This is a genomic window from Rhizobium sp. NLR16a (assembly GCF_017948245.1).
GTDB lineage: Bacteria > Pseudomonadota > Alphaproteobacteria > Rhizobiales > Rhizobiaceae > Rhizobium.
Genome location: NZ_CP072867.1, coordinates 349,370 through 372,220 on the forward strand (window position 1 = coordinate 349,370; position 22,851 = coordinate 372,220).

Annotated in this window: 22 protein-coding genes and 1 pseudogene; 10 read left to right on the plus strand and 13 right to left on the minus strand. The window is 62.6% G+C overall.

Annotated elements, in window-relative coordinates; translation table 11 throughout:
• Nucleotides 1-152 precede the first annotated feature (152 nt).
• Nucleotides 153-1,169 (plus strand): porin, encoded by a 1,017-nt coding sequence (locus J7U39_RS23885; protein WP_210632285.1) that lies wholly within the window; start codon nt 153-155, stop codon nt 1,167-1,169.
• Nucleotides 1,170-1,217: 48 nt separating this feature from the next.
• On the opposite strand, the gene J7U39_RS23890 is transcribed toward J7U39_RS23885, so the two are convergent.
• The 8 genes from J7U39_RS23890 to J7U39_RS23925 form a co-directional block, all read right to left on the minus strand.
• Nucleotides 1,218-1,673 carry a PTS sugar transporter subunit IIA gene (locus J7U39_RS23890; protein ID WP_210632286.1) on the minus strand — a complete coding sequence of 152 codons (456 nt, stop codon included), beginning with the start codon at nt 1,671-1,673 and terminating at the stop codon, nt 1,218-1,220.
• Between the two features lie 41 nt (nt 1,674-1,714).
• On the minus strand, nt 1,715-2,407 hold the full coding sequence (locus J7U39_RS23895) for a response regulator transcription factor (protein ID WP_210632287.1): 693 nt from the start codon (nt 2,405-2,407) through the stop codon (nt 1,715-1,717).
• Nucleotides 2,404-5,112: a sensor histidine kinase KdpD gene (locus J7U39_RS23900; protein WP_210632288.1), complete on the minus strand. Its 2,709-nt coding sequence runs from the start codon at nt 5,110-5,112 to the stop codon at nt 2,404-2,406. The genes J7U39_RS23895 and J7U39_RS23900 overlap by 4 nt, the downstream gene beginning before the upstream one ends.
• A gap of 294 nt (nt 5,113-5,406) precedes the next feature.
• On the minus strand, nt 5,407-5,976 hold the full coding sequence (gene kdpC / locus J7U39_RS23905) for a potassium-transporting ATPase subunit KdpC (RefSeq protein ID WP_210632289.1): 570 nt from the start codon (nt 5,974-5,976) through the stop codon (nt 5,407-5,409).
• A gap of 61 nt (nt 5,977-6,037) precedes the next feature.
• Nucleotides 6,038-8,098: a potassium-transporting ATPase subunit KdpB gene (kdpB, locus tag J7U39_RS23910; protein ID WP_210632290.1), complete on the minus strand. Its 2,061-nt coding sequence runs from the start codon at nt 8,096-8,098 to the stop codon at nt 6,038-6,040.
• Nucleotides 8,099-8,162: 64 nt separating this feature from the next.
• On the minus strand, nt 8,163-9,866 hold the full coding sequence (kdpA, locus tag J7U39_RS23915) for a potassium-transporting ATPase subunit KdpA (protein ID WP_210632291.1): 1,704 nt from the start codon (nt 9,864-9,866) through the stop codon (nt 8,163-8,165).
• A gap of 67 nt (nt 9,867-9,933) precedes the next feature.
• The gene (locus tag J7U39_RS23920; protein ID WP_003594574.1) at nt 9,934-10,023 is read right to left on the minus strand and encodes a K(+)-transporting ATPase subunit F; all 90 of its coding nucleotides are present in this window, start codon (nt 10,021-10,023) and stop codon (nt 9,934-9,936) included.
• A 324-nt stretch (nt 10,024-10,347) separates the two neighbouring features.
• Nucleotides 10,348-10,710, minus strand: a complete 363-nt coding sequence (locus J7U39_RS23925; RefSeq protein WP_210632292.1) for a copper resistance protein CopC — start codon at nt 10,708-10,710, stop codon at nt 10,348-10,350.
• A gap of 498 nt (nt 10,711-11,208) precedes the next feature.
• Between J7U39_RS23925 and J7U39_RS23930 the strand changes: the two genes are divergently transcribed.
• Entirely contained in the window at nt 11,209-12,252 is a 1,044-nt protein-coding gene (locus tag J7U39_RS23930; RefSeq protein WP_210632293.1) for an NAD(P)-dependent alcohol dehydrogenase, read from the plus strand.
• A gap of 14 nt (nt 12,253-12,266) precedes the next feature.
• On the opposite strand, the pseudogene J7U39_RS23935 reads toward J7U39_RS23930, so the two are convergent.
• Nucleotides 12,267-12,798, minus strand: a pseudogene (locus J7U39_RS23935) (DedA family protein).
• Here J7U39_RS23935 and J7U39_RS31900 point away from each other — a divergent pair.
• Nucleotides 12,730-12,873: a hypothetical protein gene (locus tag J7U39_RS31900; RefSeq protein ID WP_247241790.1), complete on the plus strand. Its 144-nt coding sequence runs from the start codon at nt 12,730-12,732 to the stop codon at nt 12,871-12,873. The pseudogene J7U39_RS23935 and the gene J7U39_RS31900 overlap by 69 nt on opposite strands.
• On the opposite strand, the gene J7U39_RS23940 is transcribed toward J7U39_RS31900, so the two are convergent.
• From J7U39_RS23940 to J7U39_RS23950, 3 genes are all read right to left on the minus strand, one after another.
• Nucleotides 12,870-14,231, minus strand: coding sequence for an FAD-containing oxidoreductase (locus J7U39_RS23940; RefSeq protein ID WP_210632294.1), 1,362 nt, complete (start codon nt 14,229-14,231; stop codon nt 12,870-12,872). The two genes, J7U39_RS31900 and J7U39_RS23940, sit on opposite strands and share 4 nt — an antisense overlap.
• Nucleotides 14,228-14,689, minus strand: coding sequence for a DUF4126 domain-containing protein (locus J7U39_RS23945; protein WP_210632295.1), 462 nt, complete (start codon nt 14,687-14,689; stop codon nt 14,228-14,230). The genes J7U39_RS23940 and J7U39_RS23945 overlap by 4 nt, the downstream gene beginning before the upstream one ends.
• 97 nt (nt 14,690-14,786) lie before the next feature.
• Nucleotides 14,787-15,974: an acyl-CoA dehydrogenase gene (locus J7U39_RS23950; RefSeq protein ID WP_210632296.1), complete on the minus strand. Its 1,188-nt coding sequence runs from the start codon at nt 15,972-15,974 to the stop codon at nt 14,787-14,789.
• A gap of 168 nt (nt 15,975-16,142) precedes the next feature.
• Between J7U39_RS23950 and J7U39_RS23955 the strand changes: the two genes are divergently transcribed.
• Nucleotides 16,143-16,481: a cupin domain-containing protein gene (locus tag J7U39_RS23955; protein WP_210632297.1), complete on the plus strand. Its 339-nt coding sequence runs from the start codon at nt 16,143-16,145 to the stop codon at nt 16,479-16,481.
• On the opposite strand, the gene J7U39_RS23960 is transcribed toward J7U39_RS23955, so the two are convergent.
• Nucleotides 16,482-17,435: a LysR family transcriptional regulator gene (locus J7U39_RS23960; RefSeq protein ID WP_210632298.1), complete on the minus strand. Its 954-nt coding sequence runs from the start codon at nt 17,433-17,435 to the stop codon at nt 16,482-16,484.
• Nucleotides 17,436-17,683: 248 nt separating this feature from the next.
• Here J7U39_RS23960 and J7U39_RS23965 point away from each other — a divergent pair, with 248 nt between their 5' ends.
• From J7U39_RS23965 to J7U39_RS23990, 6 genes are all read left to right on the plus strand, one after another.
• Nucleotides 17,684-17,923 (plus strand): hypothetical protein, encoded by a 240-nt coding sequence (locus tag J7U39_RS23965; protein WP_210632299.1) that lies wholly within the window; start codon nt 17,684-17,686, stop codon nt 17,921-17,923.
• Between the two features lie 334 nt (nt 17,924-18,257).
• Nucleotides 18,258-19,463 (plus strand): ABC transporter substrate-binding protein, encoded by a 1,206-nt coding sequence (locus J7U39_RS23970; protein WP_210632300.1) that lies wholly within the window; start codon nt 18,258-18,260, stop codon nt 19,461-19,463.
• 5 nt (nt 19,464-19,468) lie between these two features.
• Complete coding sequence (locus J7U39_RS23975; protein WP_210632301.1) at nt 19,469-20,251, plus strand: ABC transporter ATP-binding protein; 783 nt, start codon at nt 19,469-19,471, stop codon at nt 20,249-20,251.
• Nucleotides 20,251-20,952, plus strand: coding sequence for an ABC transporter ATP-binding protein (locus J7U39_RS23980; protein ID WP_210632302.1), 702 nt, complete (start codon nt 20,251-20,253; stop codon nt 20,950-20,952). The genes J7U39_RS23975 and J7U39_RS23980 overlap by 1 nt, the downstream gene beginning before the upstream one ends.
• Before the next feature lie 4 nt (nt 20,953-20,956).
• The gene (locus J7U39_RS23985) at nt 20,957-21,844 is read left to right on the plus strand and encodes a branched-chain amino acid ABC transporter permease (RefSeq protein WP_085739908.1); all 888 of its coding nucleotides are present in this window, start codon (nt 20,957-20,959) and stop codon (nt 21,842-21,844) included.
• A gap of 1 nt (nt 21,845) precedes the next feature.
• Nucleotides 21,846-22,835, plus strand: coding sequence for a branched-chain amino acid ABC transporter permease (locus J7U39_RS23990; RefSeq protein ID WP_210632303.1), 990 nt, complete (start codon nt 21,846-21,848; stop codon nt 22,833-22,835).
• The last annotated feature ends 16 nt before the right edge of the window (nt 22,836-22,851 follow it).

The following is a 22,851-nucleotide window of genomic DNA, read 5'->3' on the forward strand; positions in this document are numbered from 1 at the left end:
CGGACCTGAGCGATGCTGATTTCTGCCCGCATTTTGCCGCGGTGGCGTTTGCGGATTCCTATATGGCGGCGGTGCGGTCGTATTTGCCGGCCGCTACGTGGGGGCATCCCTTGAAATGCGCCTCACATTCCAACCTGTTAGGGCCATTCGAAATGAATATCAGAACGATCCTTTTTGCTTCCGTTGCCGCCCTTGCCGCGGCCTCCGGAGCACGCGCAGCCGACGCCATCGTGGCAGCGGAACCCGAGCCCGTGGAATATGTTCGCGTTTGCGACGCCTACGGTACCGGCTATTTTTATATTCCGGGAACGGAAACATGCCTTTCGATCGGCGGCTATATCCGTACCGAAGTGCGCTTCGGTGACAACATTGCCGGCGATTCCGACGTCAACTTCTGGACTCGCGGTCAGGTCACCTTCCAGGCCAAGAACGACACCGAGTACGGCACGCTCACCGGCGTCCTGACGCTGCGTTACAATGCCGACAACGCCTCCGATCAGGAAGCGCTGCTGGACGAGGGCTACATCGATATCGCCGGTTTCCGCGTCGGCAAGCTCTATAGCTGGTGGGACGACGACATGAGCGGCGAGACCGATACGCTCGCCAGCAACGAGACGACCCACAACTCGATCCGTTATCAGTACGAGAATGGCGCTTTCGCCGCCGGTCTCTCGGTCGACGAGTTGGAAGACGACTATGCCACCAAGCCGGGCGAAGGCCCGAACAACTTCGGTGTCGCAGGTCAGGTCTCCTACAAGGCCGGCGCCATCAGCGGCTACCTGCTTGCCGGTTATGACACCGACACCAGCGAAGTCGCGGTTCGTGGTATCGTCTACGCCGATATCGGCCCGGGCACGCTCGGCATCGCCGGCGTCTGGGCAAGCGGCGCCAACTACTACTACGAAGAGTCCGAGTGGACGATCGCAGCAGAATACGCCTTGAAGATCAACGACAAGTGGTCGGTCACCCCGGGCTTCCAATATTTCGAAAACATCGCCCTCGAGGCTGACGGCAACGGTTTCACCGGCGGCAGCGCCTACACCACAGGCGTCACGATCGACTACCGAATCGTCGACGACCTGCGTTCGAAGCTCAGCGTGCAGTATCACGATGAGGACGAAGGCGACGACGAAGTGTTCGGCTTCCTGCGCTTCCAGCGCGACTTCTAAGTTGGTCTGATTGCAGACAAGCGGGCGCGGCCTTCGGGCCGCGCTTTTTTATGCCCGGGAATCAGCGATGAAATCGGAATAGAATTCGTCCGCTGTCCTTGCCTTGCGCATGGCGGCAAGCACGCCATTCGATTGCAGCCGCCGGGCGATGGCCGACAGAACATTCAGATATTCGCCGCGGTTGTTCTCCCCGAAAAGCAGCACCACGGCGATGTCGGCGGGGATATCGTCGATTGCCTCGAAATCCAGCGGCCGGGAAAAGCGGAGGAGCAGACCGCGCGGGCTGCTCATGCCGTCGATCGCGGCATGCGGAATGGCAATGCCATTGCCGATCCCGGTGGAGCCGAGCTTCTCACGCGCTTCGAGCGCCTTCAAAATGGCCCGGCTGTCAACGGAAAAGGCCTTGGCTGCCTTGTCCGCCATGATATGCAGCGCGCGCCATTTTGTCGGTGCCGACACGCCGATGAAGGTATGTTCCGGCCGGATGATATTGGGAAGATACATGTCATTCTCGATACTGTTCAGGCGGCGGGTGAGAGAGCAGGTCAGTCCGGTTCCCTGAGCCGATAGCCGACTCCGGTCTCGGTGGTGATATAGTGCGGCTGGTCGGGGCTCTGCTCGATCTTCTGTCTGAGCTGCCTGATATAGACGCGCAGATATTGCACGTCGGCTGCCGGCCCCCATACCTGCTTCAAAAGAAACTGGTGTGTCAGCACCTTGCCCGCATGCTGGGCGAGCACGCGCAGGATGTCGTATTCTTTCGGCGACAGTTTGAGTTCCTCGCCATCGACCTTGACGATGCGCTTGACAAGGTCGATCGACAGCCCGCCGGTCTGGAAGATCGCCTTTTCGCCCTGCTGCTGCAGCCGGTGACGCAGCGCCACGCGGATGCGGGCGCCAAGTTCGTTGATGCCGAAGGGCTTGGTGACGTAATCGTCGGCGCCGCTTTCCAGCGCCTTGACGATGCCGGCCTCGTCGGTGCGGCTGGAGAGGATGACGACGGGTATGGACAGGCCTTCGTCGCGCCACTCCTGCAAGAGGTCATGGCCAGCCGTGTCGGGCAGACCGAGATCGAGCAGGATGAGATCGGGCCTGCCGTCGGCAACCGATTGGCGGGCGATTGCCGCATTCGGCGCCTCCTGCACCTCGTAGCCCTGCGCGGTCAGGCCGACGCGAAGCAGCTTGCGGATTGGAGGCTCGTCGTCGACGACGAGGATCTTGACGGCTGAACCGGTCATCTGAGTTCATCCAGTTTCGGTATGTCGTTGGGTTTCGGCAGGCGGATGGTGAAGACGGCGCCCGGGCGGCCCTTTCGGTTGGCGGCGGTGATCGTGCCGCCCATCGCCTCGACGAAACCGCGGCAGATGGAAAGGCCGAGGCCGGTGCCGGCGCGCACCTGATCGCCCTTGCGCACGCGATAGAAGGTGTCGAAGACGCGGGTAAGGTCGGCGGGTGGAATGCCCGGACCTTCGTCCGAGACCTGCAGGATGACGTTGTCGGCATCGGCCCAGCCTTCGATTTGGATGACCGATCCCTCGGGCGCATATTTGGCGGCATTGTCGAGCAGGTTGAAGATCACCTGCTCGAACAGCACCGGATCGACCCGCACCATCGGCAGGTCGGCGGGAATGCTCATCTCGGTCTTGTGGTGTTCGAGGATCTTGGCGGCGCGGGCCAGCGCCGTGCCGACGATGTCGCCGGCATAGTGCGGCGCAGAATTCGGCTCCATCGCACCGGATTCGATCTTGGTCATGTCGAGCAGGTTGGCGATGAAACGGTTGAGGCGCTCGGATTCGTCGACGACGGTCGAGAGCAGGTCGTTGCGGTCCTCCTCCGGCATGGAGGCGAAATAGTCGCGCAGCGTGCCGGCAGCGCCGAGGATAGCCGCAAGCGGCGTTTTCAGATCATGCGAAATCGAGGTGAGCAGGGCCGAACGCAGCCTGTCGGCTTCGGCCGCGAGCCTTGCCCGGTCGACATCGGCGACGAGCTGAACGCGTTCGATCGCAAGGGCTGCCTGATCAGCCAGCGCATCGAGCAGGCGCTGCTGTTCCGGCGTCAGCAACGGCCCGTCGCGGCGGTCGCTGTCGAGGCCGATGACGCCGACGGCGGTGCGACCGGTTCTCAGCGGCACGTATAGGCGTTTGGCGCCGGGCAGGGTATCGGCGCCGCGGCCGGCGGCGTGATTGTGCTCCCAGGCCCAGCGGGCGGCGGCGATATCGGCCTCGTCGAGCGTGTCGTCAGGGGGATAACCGGCCTTGACGGCGATGCTGCCCTCTTCGGGCAACAGCAGCACGACGCGGACCTTCAGCATCGAGGCAAGCTGAAAGGCGGTCGCCCAGAGCACGTCGTCGAGCGTGCCGGTGCCGGCGAGTTTCTTCGAGAAGAGATAGAGATCCTCGGTCGTGCGTGCCCGCTGCCGGGCTGCGGCGGCCTGGCGCTGCACGGTTGCGGTGAGGTTGCTGGCGATGATGGCGACGCCGAGGAAGAAGAACAGCGCAAGCACGCTTTCCGGATCGCTGATCGTCAGCGTGTAGCGCGGCGGCAGGAAAAAGAAGTTGAAGGACAGCGCGCCGAGAATGCAGCTGTAGAGTGCCGGCCGTAATCCATGCAGGACGGCGGAGGTCAGCACCGCCATCAGGAAGACGAGGGCGAGGTTGCGCACGTCGAGCACCTGGTCGAGCACGATGCTGACCGCGAGCGCGATGGCGACATAGACGGTGGCCAGCAGATAGGCTCTGAAATCGAATTGGGGGGGCGTGGCCGCCGCTCGGACGCCGGGTGCGGTGGTGCCGTCCTTCTCATTGCCTGAAATGACATGGACGCTGATCTCGCCGGTCTTGCGGATCAGTTTGTCGGTGATCGAACGGCTCCACCAGTCGCGCCATGTCGCCGCCTTGGGAGCGCCGATGACGATGTGGGTGACGTTGTTGGCAGTGGCATGGCGGACGAGTTCCTCCGCCACCTCGCGGCCGGGAATGGTGATCGCCTCGCCGCCGAGCTGTTCGGCAAGTCGCAGCGTCGAGGCGATCGTATCGCGCTCGGCTTCGCTGAGGTTGACCGAACGGTTGGTCTCTACATAGACGGCGGCCCAGGGTGCGCGCAGGCGCGAGGCCATGCGGGCGGCGTAGCGCACCAGCGAGGCCGAGCGCGGGTGATGATCGACCGAGACGAGGACGCGTTCGCCCGCCGCCCAGGGGCCGGAGATGGCGTGGGCCTGCATATGGGTCAGCAGCTGGTCGTCGACGCGCTGGGCGGTCTTGCGCAGCGCCAGCTCCCGCAACGCCGTCAGATTGCCCGGTGTGAAGTAATTGGTCAGTGCCCGCTCGGCGGTGCGCGGCATGTAGACCTTGCCGTCATGCAGGCGCTTGATCAGATCGTCCGGGGTCAGATCGATGATCTCGACATCGTCGGCGAGATCGATGATCGAGTCCGGCACCGTCTCGCGCACGCGGATGCGGGTGATCTGCGAGACGACGTCGTTCAGGCTCTCGACATGCTGGATGTTCAGCGTCGTATAGACGTCGATGCCGCGATCGAGCAATTCCTTGACGTCGAGGTAACGCTTCGGATGGCGGCTACCCTCGGCGTTGGTATGTGCGAGTTCGTCGACCAGCACGAGATCCGGCCTGCGGGCGAGGATGCCGTCAAGGTCCATCTCCTCGAGCGCCCGGCCCTTATAGTCGATTTCGACGCGGGGAATGATCTCGAAGCCGGCGAGCAGCGCCTCGGTTTCCTTGCGGCCGTGGGTCTCGACGACGCCAATGACGACATCGAGGCCATCGGCGAGCTTGGCGCTGCCGGAGATCAGCATCTCATAGGTCTTGCCGACGCCGGGGGCGGCGCCCAGAAAGATCTTCAGACGGCCGCGCATCTCCGCCCGGGCTTTTTCAAGAAGCGCATCGGGCGAGGGCCTGCCGACCTGGTCGCGGTTGTCGTCTGGCATGCGTGTGGTCTTTCCAATGCCTGCGACGGAGGACGGGTTCTCCTCGGGATCTCTCTTTAAGTCAGTTCAGCCGACGGCCGGCATCGCTTGAGTTGGCGAAAGGCATTCCGGAGCCGGGCTCTATGCCGCGAATAGTCCCTATGCTCGCCCCACCCTCCGTCATGCTCGGGCTTGAGCCGAGCATCCACACGGCGCCCACCAGTTGGCCGCGACATGGATCCTCGGGTCAAGCCCGAGGATGACGGAGAGTGGGGTTGGCCTTGTCGCCAAACCACAGCATCTAACCTGCCAAACTCACTCAGTCATAGAAGCATCAAGGCTCTGGTTCAACGCCAGAACATTGACGGTAGGTTCTCCCAAAATGCCGAGTTCGCGGTCCTGGACGGCGCCGTCGACCAGCGCCTTGATCTTCGCCTCGTCGATGTTGCGTGCCTGGGCGACGCGCGGCACTTGGAAATAGGCGGCCTCGGGCGAGATACCGGGATCAAGGCCGCTGCCAGACGCGGTGACGAGGTCGGCCGGCACCTCGGCGTTCGGGTTTGCCGCCTTGGCTGTTTCGTAGTCGCCCTTCACGCGGTCGATCAGTTTCTCGCTGGTCGGCCCGAGGTTCGAGCCGCTGGAGGCGGCGGCGTTGTAGCCATCGCCGGCGGCCGAGGGGCGGCCGTGGAAATACTTGTCGCTGGTGAAGGCCTGGCCGATCAGCCTCGAGCCGATCACATGACCGTTCTTCTCGATCAGGCTGCCATTCGCCTGGGTTGGGAAGAGCGCCTGGGCCGCACCCGTCATGGCGATCGGATAAAGCAGGCCCGTGATGGCCGTGGTGGCAACGATCATAACGAGGGCCGGGCGAAGTTCTTTCAACATTGTTCGTACTCCTTGACGAGTTCACGCGGAGACCGATTCCGGTGAGGAACCGGATCTTCCGCTAGGCGAGGCCGAGGGCGGCGACGGCCAAGTCGATCGCCTTGATGCCGACGAAGGGCACGAGGATGCCGCCGAGGCCGTAGATCAGCAGGTTGCGTGACAGAAGCGCTCCGGCGCCGATCGGCCGGTAGCGCACACCCTTCAGCGACAGCGGGATCAGCGCGATGATGATCAGGGCGTTGAAGATGATCGCCGAGAGGATGGCGCTTTGCGGCGTCGACAGTCCCATGATGTTGAGCACACCGAGCTGCGGATAGAAGGTCAGGAACATCGCCGGGATAATGGCGAAATACTTGGCGATGTCGTTGGCGATCGAGAAGGTCGTCAGCGCGCCGCGTGTCATCAGCAGCTGCTTGCCGATCTCGACGATCTCGATCAGCTTTGTCGGGTCCGAGTCGAGATCGACCATGTTGCCGGCCTCTCGGGCGGCGACGGTGCCGGTGTTCATGGCAACGCCGACATCGGCCTGGGCCAGCGCCGGGGCATCGTTGGTGCCGTCGCCGCACATGGCGACGAGCTTGCCCTTGGCCTGTTCCTCGCGCATCAGCGCCAGCTTCATCTCGGGCGTCGCCTGGGCGAGGAAATCGTCGACGCCGGCCTCGGCGGCGATGGCCGCTGCCGTCAGCGGGTTGTCGCCTGTGATCATCACCGTGCGGATGCCCATGCGGCGGAGTTCCGTGAAACGCTCGCGGATGCCGCCCTTGACGATGTCCTTCAGCTGGATGATGCCGAGCAATCTGCCATTGCGGGCGACGGCCAGCGGCGTGCCGCCTGATTTGGCGACCTCGTCTGATATCGACTGCAGCTCGCGGACGACGTCGTTGCCGTTCTTCGAGGGGGCCTCGCCGTTGACATGGGCGAGCACGGTATCGACCGCACCTTTGCGGATCGAGGCGCCTTCGAGATCGACGCCGCTCATGCGGGTCTGGGCGGTGAAAGGCACGAAGCTGGCCTTGAGGCTCGCCATGTCGCGGCCGCGGATCGCATATTTCTCCTTGGCGAGCACGACGATCGAACGGCCTTCCGGCGTTTCGTCGGCAAGCGAGGCGAGCTGGGCGGCATCGGCGAGCTCCTGCTCGGAAACGCCGCGGACGGGGTGGAAGGCCGTCGCCTGGCGGTTGCCGAGGGTGATCGTGCCGGTTTTGTCGAGCAGCAGCGTGTCGACGTCGCCGGCCGCTTCGACGGCGCGGCCGGACATGGCGAGCACGTTGAAGCGGACGAGCCGGTCCATGCCGGCAATGCCGATCGCCGACAAGAGCGCGCCGATCGTCGTCGGGATCAGGGTGACGAAAAGGGCGACGAGCACGATGATCGGGATCGAGCCGCCGGCATAGATGGCAAAGCTCGGGATCGTCGCGGTGGCGAGCACGAAGATCAGGGTCATCCCGGCAAGCAGGATGTTGAGCGCGATCTCGTTCGGCGTCTTCTGGCGTTCGGCGCCTTCAACCAGCGAGATCATCCGGTCGAGGAAGGTGGAGCCCGCCGCCGCGGTGATGCGCACGCGGATCCAGTCGGACAACACCTGCGTGCCGCCGGTCACCGCCGAACGATCGCCACCGGATTCACGGATGACCGGGGCGGATTCACCTGTGATCGCCGCCTCGTTGACGGAGGCGATCCCTTCGATGACTTCGCCGTCCGAAGGGATGATGTCGCCGGCTTCGACCAGCACGATATCGCCGACCTTGAGGCTGGTGCCCGGCACCATGCAGTAGTCGCTGCCGTTGTTGGCGGTCAGCAGCTTGGCCTGGGTTTCGGTGCGCGCCTTGCGCAGCGAATCCGCCTGCGCCTTGCCGCGGCCTTCGGCGACGGCCTCGGCGAAATTGGCAAAGAGCACGGTGAACCAGAGCCAGAGATTGATCTGGAACGAGAAGCCGAGATTGCCGTTGCCCGCCACGAGGTCGCGCAGGAAGAGGACGGTGGTCAGCACCGAAACCGTGGCCACGACAAACATGACCGGATTTCTGGCAAGGGCGCGCGGGTCGAGCTTCGTGAAGGCGGCGCCGGCGGCGGGAACGAGGATGCGAGAATCGATGATGCTCGCGGATTTTGCCTGGCTCATAAAAGACTCCAGCTTTGAAACGAGGACGGCGAAGGAACCCTGGGATGCGGGTTATGGCATCGCCTCAGAAGGTTTGCCCGGCGATCGCGACCAAGTGCTCGACGACTGGGCCGAGGGCCAAAGCCGGGAAGAAGGTCAGGCCGCCGACGATCAGGATCGTGCCGATCAGCAGGCCGACAAAGAGCGGACCGTCGGTCGGGAAGGTGCCTGCCGAGGCTGGAACCGTCTTCTTGGCGATCAGCGAGCCGGCAATGGCGAGCGCCGGGATGATGACCAGGAAGCGGCCGGCCAGCATGCCGATGCCGAGCGTCACGTTGTACCAGGGCGTATTGCCCGTCAGGCCGCCGAAGGCCGAGCCGTTATTGGCCGCAGCCGAGGTATAGGCATAGAGGATCTCGGAGAAACCGTGCGGGCCGGCCGTGCCGACGGAGGCGACGGCGATCGGCAGAACCGAGGCGATTGCGGTGAAGACCAGCATGGCGAGCGGCAGGCAGAGGATGGCGAGAACGGCCATCTTCATTTCCTTCGCCTCGATCTTCTTGCCGAGGTATTCCGGCGTGCGGCCGACCATCAGGCCGGCGACGAAGACGGCGACGATGATGAAGAGCAGGATGCCGTAGAAACCGGCGCCGACACCGCCGACGATGATTTCGCCGAGCTGCATGTTGATCAGCGGAATGAGGCCGCCGAGTGCGGTGAAGCTGCCATGCATCGCGTTGACCGCGCCGCAGGAGGCGGCGGTGGTGATGACGGCGAAGAGCGAGGACAAGGCGACGCCGAACCGGACTTCCTTGCCCTCCATATTGCCGCCGACGAGGCCAAAGGCATGCATCAGCGGATTGCCGGCCGCTTCCGCCCAATAGGTGACGCCGACGCCGGCGATGAACAGCACGCCCATCGCGGCCAGAACCGCCCAGCCCTGGCGCTGGTTGCCGACCATGCGGCCGAAGACGTTGGTGAGACCCGCACCGATCGCGAAGATCGAAACCATCTGGATCAGGTTGGAGATCGCATCGGGATTTTCGAACGGATGGGCGGAATTGGCATTGAAGAAGCCGCCGCCATTGGTGCCGAGCATCTTGATCGCGAGCTGCGAGGCGACGGGGCCGACCGCAATCGTCTGCTGCGCGCCTTCGAGCGTCGTCGCATTGACATAGGGTCCGAGTGTCTGGGGCACGCCGAGATAGACATAGACGAGCGTCAGCACGATGCAGGTGGGCAGCAGGATATAAAGCGTGCCGCGGATCATATCGACCCAGAAATTGCCGATCGCCTTGCCGGACGCCCGTGCGAAGGCCCGGATGAAAGCGACCGCGATCGCCATGCCGGTCGCAGCGGACAGATAGTTCTGCACCGTGAAGCCGGCCATCTGGGCCAGATACGACATGGTGCTTTCACCGCCGTAATTCTGCCAGTTCGTATTTGTGGTAAAGCTGACGGCGGTGTTGAAGGAAAGTTCCGGCGGGACGGCAGCCATGCCAGCCGGATTGTAGGGCAGAACGCCTTGCAGGCGCATCAGCGCGTAGAGCAAGAGGACGCCGAGCAAGTTGAACAGCAGCATTGCAAAGGCATAGGAGGTCCAATGCTGCTCCTCGCGTTCGCTGGTGCCGGCAACGCGGTAAAGCCCCCGTTCGATCGGAACGAGGACGGGTGACAGGAATGTGCGCTCGCCGTTGTAGACTCGGGTCATGTAACCGCCGAGCGGTTTGACGAGCGCGAGGACGATCCCGCAATAGAGCAGGATCTGAAGCCATCCGTTGAGGGTCATGGGGCTAAAACTTTCAATACCCGGCTGGTTCCCGGTCGCGCAGGCGCGGCCCCGGAAGCGTCGGTTTTCAGAAGCGTTCTGGGCGTAAGAGAGCGTAGGTGAGGTAAACGGTGAGAAACACGGTTACGGCGCCGCTCAGGATATAATCGAGGGTCATCGTCGTTTCTCCTTAGAGGCTGTCGCAGGCTCCGACATAGGCAAAGCACAGCGCGAAAAATAAGATCGCGGTGCCGAGCAGAATGATATCCATCATAATCGTGACTCCTGCTGTTCTTGTTGGAGTCAGACAAGACAAAGGGCGGCCGTTGGAGACTGCCTTTCATACTTTCTGGCGTGGAGATGATCCTTGAATCTCTCGGGCACCAATATGGATCCGGAGCGCATAAAGGTTCGAGACGGCCGAAACGGCATCAATATAAAAATCTTATAAATGCTTTCAGGCGGCTGCAGCGGAAACGAGAGCAGGGCGCGATCTTGAAATTCAAGGATCGACCCGGAACTGGTAATGGCCTTCGGCGCTGCGGCCGTCCATCGAGAGGACGCGCCAGTCGAGGGTATAGAGGCCGGGCGCCATGGAGGGATCAAGCGGGATCTTGAAAATGGATCCTTCGGGACCGGAGAGGAACGGCTTGCCCAGGGGAAGCGTCCTGCCTTGGGCATCGAGCAAGGTGGCGGTCGAGCGGGCCAGATCGACGGGACCGCTGAAGGTAAGCTCGACATTGGCCGGCACGAGCTCTTCTTCCTGCTGCTGCGAGGGCAGAGACGCTTGTTCCAGCGCCGCGGCCGCCTGGTTGGCGGCGAAGAGCAGCGATGCGAACAGGCAGAATGACACGACCGACTTCATGATGGCCTTCCTATATTGCCGTTCCAATGGCGCCGGGAGCCGTCATGCTTCCGCCGCGCCATGCGGGCTGCATGCTAGTAACGCTGTCGGGGGCGATTTCGATCCCGCGTCCGTAGAATGACGCGCATTGGCAGCCCTGGGTTGTCCCTCTGAAGGGCGGCGTTCCAATCGGCCACCAATCTGCGCCAGAATTTTCGGAGCCGTCTGAAGATCCTCGAGGAAAGCCAGTTTCCGCCGACATTGTCGTTATCATGCTTCATCTCTTTTGCCGCCTCCCACTGTGTCATGGCTGATGATGAAGTAACTGTACTCTCCGGTGCTCTCTTCCGGAATCATACGGAGGTTTATCAGCGGTTATCTTTCGGGCTACGCATATGAGCATTTCGTCACGCGATGAGCAAAAGCTTACGTTGGCGGTTGAATTGAAGCGCCTTGCGGTCTTATAGTCGGCTCAACGGCACCCTCTGAATCGCCGGGCCATAGGGAAGGAAACCGAGAATGACCAAAGTCCGTGCGCTGGTGCTGGAGCGCCAGCATGAGCTTGCGTTGCGCGACATCGATCTGCCGCTGGAGACAGGGCCGGGGCAGGTGAAGATCAAGATTCATACCGTCGGCGTCTGCGGTTCGGACGTTCATTATTACACCCACGGCAAGATCGGCCCCTTCGTCGTCAACGCGCCGATGGTGCTCGGCCATGAGGCGGCCGGCACGGTGGTCGAGGTGGGGGCCGGTGTCACACATCTGCAAGTCGGCGACCGTGTCTGCATGGAGCCGGGCATCCCCGATCCGAACTCCAAGGCGAGCCGGCTCGGCATGTACAATATCGATCCTGCCGTCAGCTTCTGGGCGACGCCGCCGATCCATGGCGTGCTGACGCCCGAAGTGGTGCATCCGGCCAATTATACTTTCAAGCTGCCCGACAATGTCAGCTTCGCCGAAGGCGCCATGGTCGAGCCCTTCGCGGTTGGCATGCAGGCGGCAGCCAAGGCGACGATCGCGCCCGGCGATACCGCTATCGTTCTCGGCGCCGGGCCGATCGGCACGATGGTCGCGATCGCCGCCCTTGCCGGCGGCTGCGCCCGCGCGATCGTCGCCGATCTCGCCCAGCCGAAGCTCGACATCGCCGCGCAATATCAGGGCGTCGTCCCGGTCAATATCCGCGAGAAGAACCTGATCGAAGAGGTCGGCCGGCTGACCGAAGGCTGGGGTGCGGATGTTGTCTTCGAATGCTCCGGGTCACCCAAGGCCTGGGAGACGATCATGGCGCTGCCGCGCCCGGGCGGTGTCGTCGTCGCCGTCGGCCTGCCGGTCAATCCGGTCGGCTTCGACGTCTCGACGGCCACCACCAAGGAGATCCGCATCGAAACGGTGTTCCGCTATGCCCACCAGTATGAGCGTTCGATCGCACTCTTGGCATCAGGCCGCGTCGATCTGAAGCCACTGATATCGGAGACGTTCAAGTTCGAAGATTCGATCAAGGCCTTCGATCGCGCGGTCGAAGCGCGGCCGAGCGACGTGAAGCTGCAGATCGTTATGGAATAGGCGCCGCAGCGCTCTTACGGATGGCTGCCGCTTGATTTCATCCTGCGAAAGAGTAGAGCCGCCACTGCCACGACAGCGGCGGCTGCGATGGCGATCAGCAGGTGCCGGTGAAGGGGCAGGCGGCCGAGTGTCTGCTGGATGCCGTGGCCGAACAGATAGCCGAGCGCTGTGAAAAGCTGCCCCCACACTAACGCGGCTACCGCATTCAGGACGATGAATTTGCCGGTCGAGATCCGGGTCGTGCCGATGACGATCGGGCTGATGGTGCGCAATCCGACGAGAAAACGGAACGCCAGGATGAAGCCGGTCTGATATTTCTCCAGAAGCCCGGTTGCGCGAGCGAGCGCGGGTCTTTCCATCAGCCGGCGCACGACGCTCCATTGCGGCATAACGGCCGGCGAAGAACCAGAGTTGGTCACCGGCGAAAGAGCCCGCGGTGGCCGCCAGCGACGCCGACCAATAGGTGAGCAGTTCGCGATGGGCAATCACGCCGCCGAGGAAGGCGGCCGTCTCGCCTTCGAAGGCTGCACCCAGGAAAATCGCCAGCAGGCCGTAGTTTTCGATCAGCGCTTCGATAGGCATGCGCGCCTCCAGCTCTTCCCGAGGTCAGGTCACGGCTAAACCGGCTTCAAATCCCCAAGCAGCGTCGGAATCAGCTCCGACACCGTCGGGTGGATCGGCACCGACCATTTCAGCGCGGGATAGGTGGTTCCCGCATTCATTGCATCGATCAGGCCATGGATCACCTCGTCGCCTTCGATGCCGAGGATCGCCGCGCCGAGGATCTCTTTGGTGTCGGCATCGGCAATCACCTTCATGAAGCCCTTGGTCTCGCCGCGTTCATTGGCCCGGCCGACGCGGCTCATCGGCCGGGTCGAGACCATGATCCTGCGGCCGGAGGCACGCGCCTGCTTCTCCGTCATGCCGACGCGACCGAGCGGCGGGTCGATGTAGAGCGCATAGGCCGGGATGCGGCTCGAGACCCTGCGGTCGTCGCCGTCGAGCAGGTTGGCGGCGGCGATTTCGAAATCATTGTAGGAAGTATGGGTGAAGGCGCCGCGGCCATTGCAGTCGCCGAGCGCAAAGATGCCCTCGACATTGGTGGCAAGCTTGTCGTCGACGGTGATATAGCCGCGCTTGTCCGTCGCCACGCCGGCGGCCTCGAGGCCGAGGTCGTCGGTATTCGGTTTGCGGCCGGTGGCGATCAGCACATGGCTCGCATCGATCTTCGCCGCGCCGACGGCAACGCCAATTCCGCTGCCATTTCGCGCGAAAGCGATGTTGCCGGCGTCGGTGTGGACTGTGATGCCTTCGGAGCGCAGTATATCGGCGATCGCGTCCGATATATCTTCGTCCTCGCGCGAAGCGAGCTTCGGGCCGTGCTCGATGACACTGACTTCGGCGCCGAAGCGGCGATACATCTGGGCGAATTCCAGCCCGATATAGCTGCCGCCGATCACCGCCAGATGCCGCGGCAGCGTGTCGAGATGAATGATCGAGGTGCTGGTGAGGTAGTCGATGTCATCGATGCCGGGCAGCTCGGGGATGACAGGTCGCGCGCCGACATTGAGGAAGATGCGCGGCGCCGTCAGGGTCTCGCCGTTGACGCGGACGGTCTTCGCATCCTCGAAGCGGGCATGACCGTAGATCACGCTCATGCCATCCATGCTGTCAAACCAGCCGATCAGGCCGTTGCGGGCGTTCATCGTCACCGTTTCCGCCCGGGCTCTCACCACTTTCATGTCGATAGCGATTTCCCCGGGGATATTGACGCCGTAGGCGGCGCCGCTTCTTGCGACATGGGCGGCGCGGGCGCTGGCGACGAGAGTCTTCGTTGGCATGCAGCCGGCATTGACGCAGGTGCCGCCGAGGAACTTGCGCTCGACGAGCGCTACCTTCATGCCCTTTTCGACTATGCGGGCGGCGAGGAACGGGCCGGCCTGGCCAGCGCCGATAACGATGGCGTCGAAGCTTTTCATGACACGGCTCCCACGATCAACACGGCAGCGACAACGGCAACGGCATCCTCGATGAGGGCGGCCGGCGGATCCTTGCCGAAGGCGGCGGCAAGCCTGGCGCGCAGCGCGGCGCCGCCATAGGTGCCGATGACGGCGCCGATCACGCCGGCGATCAGCCCGCCGAAAAGCAGGCTACTGGCTGCGCCGATCGTGGCGCCGGCAAGTGCTCCAGTGACGATGCGGGCGCCGAACTGCATCGGCACCTTGCGCGACGGCGTCGATGGCAGCTGGTCGGTGACGAGTTCAACGACGGCGAGAACGGTGAAAATCCACGGCGTCCACCGGTAGCCCATGAAGGCAAGCGGCGTCTGCGATACGTCGAACCAGCCGAGCGCCGCACCCCAGGCGACGGCAGCGGGCGCAGTCATGGCGCGAAGGCCCGAGATAACACCGATCAGCAATGCAAGAAGCAGAAACATGCGTGATCCCCTCATTGCCGGCCTTATGCCGCAGCCAGGGAAGGTCTCACATTGTCAGTCGCGTGGCAATTCGCCAGGTCTGGCCGGGCTCTGCAACTCAATTTGCAAAGGCGGCGATGCCGGTGATCGCCCGGCCGATGATCAACGCATGGATGTCGTGCGTGCCCTCATAGGTGTTGACCACTTCGAGGTTGACGAGATGGCGGGCGATGCCGAATTCGTCGGAGATGCCGTTGCCGCCGAGCATGTCGCGGGCCGCGCGCGCCATATCAAGCGCCTTGCCGCAACTGTTGCGCTTGAGGATCGAGGTCAGCTCCACCGGCGGATGGCCTTCCTCCTTCATTCGGCCGAGCCGCAGGCAGCCCTGAAGGCCGAGCGCGATCTCCGCCGCCATGTCGGCGAGCTTCTTCTGGATCAGCTGGTTGGCGGCGAGCGGCCGGCCGAACTGCTTGCGCTCCAGCGTATATTGCCGTGCCCTGGCATAACAATCCTCGGCGGCACCAAGTGCGCCCCAGGCAATGCCGAAGCGGGCCGAGTTGAGGCAGGTGAACGGTCCCTTGAGACCGGTGACGCCGGGCAGAAGATTTTCTTCCGGCACGAAGACCCCGTCCATCACCACTTCGCCAGTGATCGAGGCGCGCAAGCCCACTTTGCCGTGGATGGCGGGGGCCGAAAGCCCCTTCCAACCCTTTTCGAGTATGAAGCCGCGGATGAGGCCATCCTCGGTCTTTGCCCAGACGACGAAGACATCGGCGATCGGTGCATTCGAGATCCAGGTCTTCGAGCCGGTCAGGCTATAGCCGCCGTCGACCTTCCTGGCGCGTGTCGCCATCGAGCCTGGGTCGGAGCCATGGTCGGGCTCGGTCAGGCCGAAGCAGCCAATCCATTCGCCGGTCGCAAGTTTGGGCAGGTATTTCAGCTTCTGCGCTTCGGACCCGAAGGTTTCGATCGGCACCATGACAAGCGAGGACTGCACGCTCATCATCGAGCGATAGCCGCTGTCGACCCGTTCGACCTCGCGGGCAATCAGGCCGTAGGAGACGTAACCGAGGCCGGCGCCGCCATAGTCGGGGGATATCGTCGGGCCGAGCAGGCCGAGTTCGCCCATTTCTCGGAAGATGGCGGGATCGGTCTTTTCATTGCGAAAGGCGTCGAGAACACGGGGAGCGAGCTTTTGCTGCGCATAGGCATGGGCGGAATCCTGCACCATGCGCTCCTCGTTGGTCAGCTGCTCCACCAGGCGGAATGGGTCGGACCAGTCGAAAACTTCGCGCGTATGCTGCATGGCAGCGTCTCCTCATTCAGCCTTGCCTCGCTCAAGGTCGCATAGACCCGCCAGCCGAGCGCGTCAACAACAAGGCGGCCCTATCGAAAAGACAGGGGCGGCCATCTTTTCAAACGCGACGCCATGATCCACTTTGCCCGCGTTCGATTCTGGAATGAGGAGGCGGAAATGTCGTCAAGCGATCTGTTCGTATCGGGCGAGGGGGCCGATTGGATCAATCCGGAGCCTGGCGTCACCAGGCGCGTCATGACCTATCTGCCCGAGATGATGATGGTAGAAGTGGCGTTCGAAAGCGGCGCCGTGGGTGCTGCCCATTCGCATCCGCACATCCAGGCAAGCTATGTCGCCGAAGGCAGCTTCGAGGTGACGATCGATGGCCGCACCGAAGTGCTGCGGCAGGGCGGCAGCTTCATCGTGCCGCCCAATCTCGTCCATGGCGTCAAGGCACTGGAAAAGGGCCGGCTGATCGATACCTTCACGCCGCACCGGGCCGAGTTTCTCAAGTAATCAGCTTTCGGATTCCGACCGGCGCGCGGAACTGGCGGCGGCGATATAGGGCGGCACGAAGCGCGCATCTTCGCCGCGCACGGCCTCGCGCAGAAAGTCGATGACCGCCCGCACACGCGGCGCCTGTTTCAGATCGCGATGGCAGGTAATCCAGTAATGGCGCTTGAGGTCGATCTCCTCGGGCAGCACGCGCACGAGCTCGGGATAACGGCTGGCGAAGAAATAGGGCAGGATGCAGAGGCCGAGGCCGTTTCGGGTGGCGGTGAGCTGCGCGAAAATGCTGGAGCTCTGGAACTGCGGTTTGATGCGCGGATGCACATCGCTGAGATAATCCAGCCCCGGCGCGAAAATCATTTCCTCGATATAGCTGACGAAAGGATGCTGAAGCAGATCTTCGCGGCAGGTGATGGCAGGCGCCTTTGCCAGATAGTCGCGCGAGCCGTAGATCTGCAAGTGATAATCGGTCAGCTTTTCAGCGTAATAAGGCCCGCCTTTCGGCTCGTCGAGCACAACTGAAAGATCGGCCTCCTTGCGCGACAGCGACATGATCTGCTGGATGGTCACCAGCTCGAGCGAAAGATGCGGATGCTGGGCTGCAAAGCGCGGCAACACGGTGGCGAAGAAGAAATTGGCAAAACCCTCAGGCGCGCTGAGGCGCACGAGGCCGCGCTGCGCCATCGAGCCATCGGCAAGGTCGGTGCGCAGCCGCTCGGTCTCCTGCTCCATCCGCTCGGCCGTCTCGATGAAACGCGTGCCCATGGCGGTCAACACGTAGCCACGCGGATTGCGTTCGAAGAGCTTGACCTTGAGGGCAAATTCCAGCCGGTCGATACGCCGAGAAACGGTGGCGTGGCTGGAGCGCAACTGCCGGGCCGCCGTCGAGAGCTGTCCGGTACGGGCGACGGCTAGAAAAAACTGCAGATCGTCCCAGGTAAACTGCGGTGAGTTCGTCATCGCCATTCCCTCCGTTCAACAACCAGCAACGAATAGCATGATCTTTAAAGATTGATACAATTCATTGTTTTGTTTGAGTTTTGTTTCCAATCTATCGGCAATCGGAGGCTGCGTGTTCGGCGAAAGCCCTGGAGCTCGATGAGGCCGGGGAGGCGCCGGCGATAAATCCGTTGATGCTTCGGCGGCGGCGCTTTCAGTCTCTCTGAGTAATGCTACACGGCCGCGTTTGAAATTTTGAGGGAATATTGATGAAGAAATTGGCTCGCCTGCTGCTGACGGTCGCTCTCGCATTCGTTGTTGTTATCGGTTTTCGTTGGTATCGCTACGTCTCCAACACTGAAAGTCCCTATGACGAAGTCGGCATCACGCTCAACTCGGCTATGCCAAGCCCGATCAATGCCTGGGGCTGTGCCAAGCTGAAAGAAACCTTTAGCGGCGTCTTGCCTCCCTATGGCTGCGGTGCCGACAACGGGACGCAGTGGAAGTAACAGCAGCCTGAACGTGCCGAAATGCGCCTGTGGGATGAACGGACAAAGTAGGATTGTTCATTCGGCTGATGGCACATGCCTGCACAACTGCAGAAACTGCCCTAGTTCTAGCGCTGAGCGCTGATTCCTGGCGCTCCCTGAGGTTGGGATGGAAATTGTGCAGCTTTCTGTCTGTGCAAAAATGAACAGATACTGTTTGGAATTAGTTGTAAACCACCCGTTGCTTCAGGCGAGAATTTCCATGATCGTAGGACGAGGGGCGGTCGTTCTGAGGAGTGCGACCGGCCAAATCTGAACAGACCCGCAATCTGGCTCATCTCTGGGAGGAGAGAATATGCGTAAGAATCTCATTGCATCAGTTGCATTTCTGCTTGCGAGCAGCACTGCCGTGCTCGCGCAGAGCGCGACCGACGGCAAGGTCAAGATCGGCATCCTGAACGACCAGTCGGGCGTTTATGCCGACTTCGGCGGCAAGTCTTCCGTCGAGGCCGCCAAGATGGCCGTCGAGGATTTCGGCGGCAAGGTGCTGGGTGTACCGGTCGAGATCGTCGATGCCGACCACCAGAACAAGCCCGATATCGCCTCCAACATTGCCCGGCAATGGTACGACACCGAGCAGGTGGATGCGATCATGGAACTGACGACCTCCTCGGTGGCGCTTGCCGTGCAGGCGATCGGCAAGGAAAAGAAGAAGATCGACATCGTCACCGGTGCGGCGACGACGGATCTCACCGGCAAGGCCTGCTCGCCTTATGGCTTCCATTGGGCCTACGACACCCACGCGCTCGCCGTCGGCACCGGCGGCGCGCTTGTCAAGCAGGGCGGCGACAGCTGGTTCTTCCTGACCGCCGACTATGCTTTCGGTTATTCGCTGGAGCAGCAGACCAGCGAATATGTCAAGGCAAGCGGCGGCACCGTCGTCGGCGCCGTCCGCCATCCGCTATCAACCCAGGACTTCTCCTCCTTCCTGCTACAGGCGCAATCGTCCGGCGCCAAGGTGATCGGCCTCGCCAACGCCGGCCTCGATACCTCGAACGCCATCAAGCAGGCGGCCGAATTCGGCATCACCCAGGGCGGCCAGCATCTGGCGGCGCTGCTCTTCACGCTCGCCGAAGTCCATGGTCTCGGTCTCGAGGCAGCGCAGGGCCTGACGCTGACGGAGGGCTACTATTGGAACCGCGACGACGAAAGCCGCGCCTTCGCCAAGAAGTTCTTCGACCGCACCGGCAAGATGCCGAACATGATCCATACCGGCACCTATTCGGCGGTGACGCAATATCTGAAGGCGGTGCAGAAAGCCGGCACCGACGAGACGGAAGCCGTCGCCAAGCAGTTGCATGAAATGCCTGTCGACGACGTCTTCGGCCGCGGCGGCACGGTCGGCCCCAACGGCCGCATGATCCACGACATGTATCTGCTGCAGGTCAAGAAACCTTCCGAAAGCAAGGAGCCGTGGGATTACTTCAACGTTCTCGCCACCATTCCCGGCAAGGACGCCTATATCGATCCCGCCAAGAGCGGCTGCGATCTGGTGAAGTAGGCACGATGGCGGTTTCCGCGAGTGAAACTCAGGTAAAGCCGCGGGTGGTATTGTCCGCCCGCGGCCTGCGCCGCGATTTCGGCGGCTTCACGGCCGTCAAGAATGTCGATCTCGACGTGCATGACGCCAGCGTGCATGCGTTGATTGGCCCCAACGGCGCCGGCAAGACGACGGTCTTCAACCTGCTGACGAAGTTCCTGCAGCCGACGGCTGGCACGATCACGCTGATGGGCACCGACATCACCGGGACCCCGCCCGACAGGGTGGCGCGCATGGGGCTGGTGCGCTCCTTCCAGATATCGGCGGTCTTTCCGCACTTAAGCGTGCTCGACAATGTGCGCGTGGCGCTGCAGCGGCCGAACCATCTGTCGACGCAATTCTGGCGGCCGCTCTCGGCGCTCGAGCGGCTGAACGAACGCGCCGAGCAACTGCTTGCGAGCGTCGGCCTTTCCAAGGAGCGCGACCATTTCGCCGCCGATCTTTCCTATGGCCGCAAGCGCGTGCTGGAGATCGCCACGACGCTGGCGCTCGACCCGAAAGTGTTGCTGCTCGACGAGCCGATGGCCGGTATGGGGCATGAGGATGTCGGCGTCGTCTCCGCGATCATCCGTGACGTCGCCCGCGACCGGGCGGTGCTGATGGTCGAGCACAACCTCTCCGTCGTCGCCAATATCTGCCAGCACGTCACCGTGCTGCAGCGCGGCGAGATCCTTGCCGAGGGCGACTATGCCACCGTCAGCCAGGATGAGCGCGTCCGCGAGGCCTACATGGGCACGGAGGAGCACTGATGACCGCTCTCCTCGAGGTCCAGGGCCTCAACGCCTGGTACGGCGAAAGCCACATATTGCACGGCGTCGACATGCATGTCGGCGAGGGCGAGACGATCACCATTCTCGGCCGCAACGGCGTCGGCAAGACGACGACGCTGCGCACCATCACCGGCATCGTGCGCGCTCGCAAGGGCAGGATCAGCTTTGCCGGCAGCGACATGATGCATGTGCCGCTGCGCAAGACGGCGCACCGGGGCATCGGATTCGTGCCGGAGGAGCGCGGCATCTTTTCGACGCTCACCGTCTCGGAAAACCTGCTGCTGCCGCCTGTCGTGGCGGCGGGCGGCATGACGCTCGACGAGATCTACGAACTCTTTCCCAATCTCTACGAGCGCCGCGGCAGCCCGGGTACCAAACTTTCAGGCGGCGAGCAGCAGATGCTGGCGATCGCCCGGGTTCTGCGCACCGGTGTGCGGCTGCTCATTCTCGACGAACCGACGGAAGGGCTTGCTCCGGTCATCGTCCAGCGCATCGGCGAGGTACTGAAGAAGCTCAAGGAGCGCGGCATGACGATCCTGCTCGTCGAACAGAATTTCCGCTTCGCCAGCCGTATTGCCGATCGCTTCTATCTGATGGATCATGGGCAGATGGTGTCGGAATTCCCGGTCGGCGAACTGCCGCAGCGCATGGATACGCTGCACAAGGTTCTGGGAGTGTGACCAGATGACGATGATCTTCGGCATTCCCCTGCAGGCGCTGCTCGGCCAGCTCTTGATCGGCCTGATCAACGGTTCGTTCTATGCGCTGCTCAGCCTCGGCCTCGCCATCATTTTCGGCCTGCTCCGGGTGATCAACTTCGCCCATGGCGCCCAATATATGCTCGGCGCTTTTGTCGCCTATCTGCTGCTCACCTATGCCGGCATCGGCTACTGGCCGTCGCTGATCCTGGCGCCTGTTATCGTCGGGCTTGCCGGTGCCGTCATCGAGCGGCTGTTCCTGCGCCGGCTCTACGATCTCGATCCACTCTACGGCCTGCTCTTTACCTTCGGCCTGGCGCTCGCCGTCGAAGGCACCTTCCGCTATCTCTACGGTTCTTCCGGCCAGCCCTATGCGACGCCGGCAGCGCTTGCCGGCGGGGCCAATCTCGGCTTCATGTTCCTGCCGATCTATCGCGGCTGGGTGGTCGTCGTCTCGCTCGTCGTCTGCCTCGGCACATGGCTGCTGATCGAGAAGACCAAGCTCGGGGCCTATCTCAGGGCTGCGACCGAAAACGCCGTGCTGGTCCAGGTCTTCGGCGTCAACGTGCCGGTACTGCTGACGCTGACCTACGCGCTCGGCGCCGGCCTTGCCGCCTTTGCCGGTGTGTTGGCGGCGCCGATCTACCAGGTCTCGCCGCTGATGGGCTCGAACATGATCATCGTCGTCTTCGCCGTGGTCGTCGTCGGCGGCATGGGATCGATCATGGGTGCGATCATCACCGGTTATGTGCTCGGCATCGCCGAGGGCCTGACCAAGGTCTTCTATCCCGAGGCTTCCAACATCGTGATCTTCGTCATCATGGCGATCGTGCTTCTCATCAGGCCCGCGGGCCTCTTCGGCCGGGATGCCTGACATGACTGACATCACCGAAACCATCCGAACGGAAAAAAGTCGAACCGCTCTATCGGTGCAGGCGGGCTTCCTGCTTGTCGGACTGCTGCTTCTGCTGCTCGCGCCATTCTTCTTCTATCCGATCTTCCTGATGAAGCTGCTCTGCTTCGCGCTGTTTGCCTGTGCCTTCAACCTGCTGCTCGGCTATACCGGTCTGCTTTCCTTCGGCCATGCCACCTTCTTCGGCGGTGCCGCCTATTTCACCGCCTATACGGTGAAGGCATGGGGCCTGCCGCCGGAACTCGGCATCCTGATCGGCGTGGCGGGGGCGGCCTTTCTCGGCTTGGTCATGGGTTTCTTCGCGATCCGCCGCCAGGGCATCTATTTCGCGATGATCACGCTGGCGCTGTCGCAGATGTTCTTCTTCTTCTGCCTGCAGGCCAAGTTTACAGAAGGCGAGGATGGCATCCAGTCGGTGCCGCGTGGCCACCTCTTCGGCTTCATCGATCTGAACAACTCGACCAACATGTATTATTTCGTGCTGGCCGTCTTCCTCGTCGGCATCCTGATCATCTGGCGTTTCATCAATTCGCCTTTCGGCATGATCCTGAAATCGATCCGCGAAAACGAGCAAAGGGCGATCTCGCTCGGTTATTCCGTGACGCGCTACAAGCTCGGCGCCTTCGTCATGTCGGCAGCGCTTGCGGGGCTGGCCGGCGCGGTCAAATCGATCGTCTTCCAGTTCGCGACGCTCACCGACGTCGCCTGGCAGATGTCGGGCGAGGTGATCCTGATGACGCTGCTCGGCGGCATCGGCACGCTGATCGGCCCGCTTTTCGGCGCGGGGTTGGTGGTGGCGCTGGAAAACTACCTCGCGACCTCGGAATTTCCGGTGACGATCATCACCGGCGTCGTCTTCATGGTCTGCGTGCTGATCTTCCGCCGCGGCATCATCGGCGAATTCTATGCCTCGCGGCTCGGGCGGAAGCTGGGCTTCGTCTATCGCCGCTAACGGGCGGCCGTCTCCC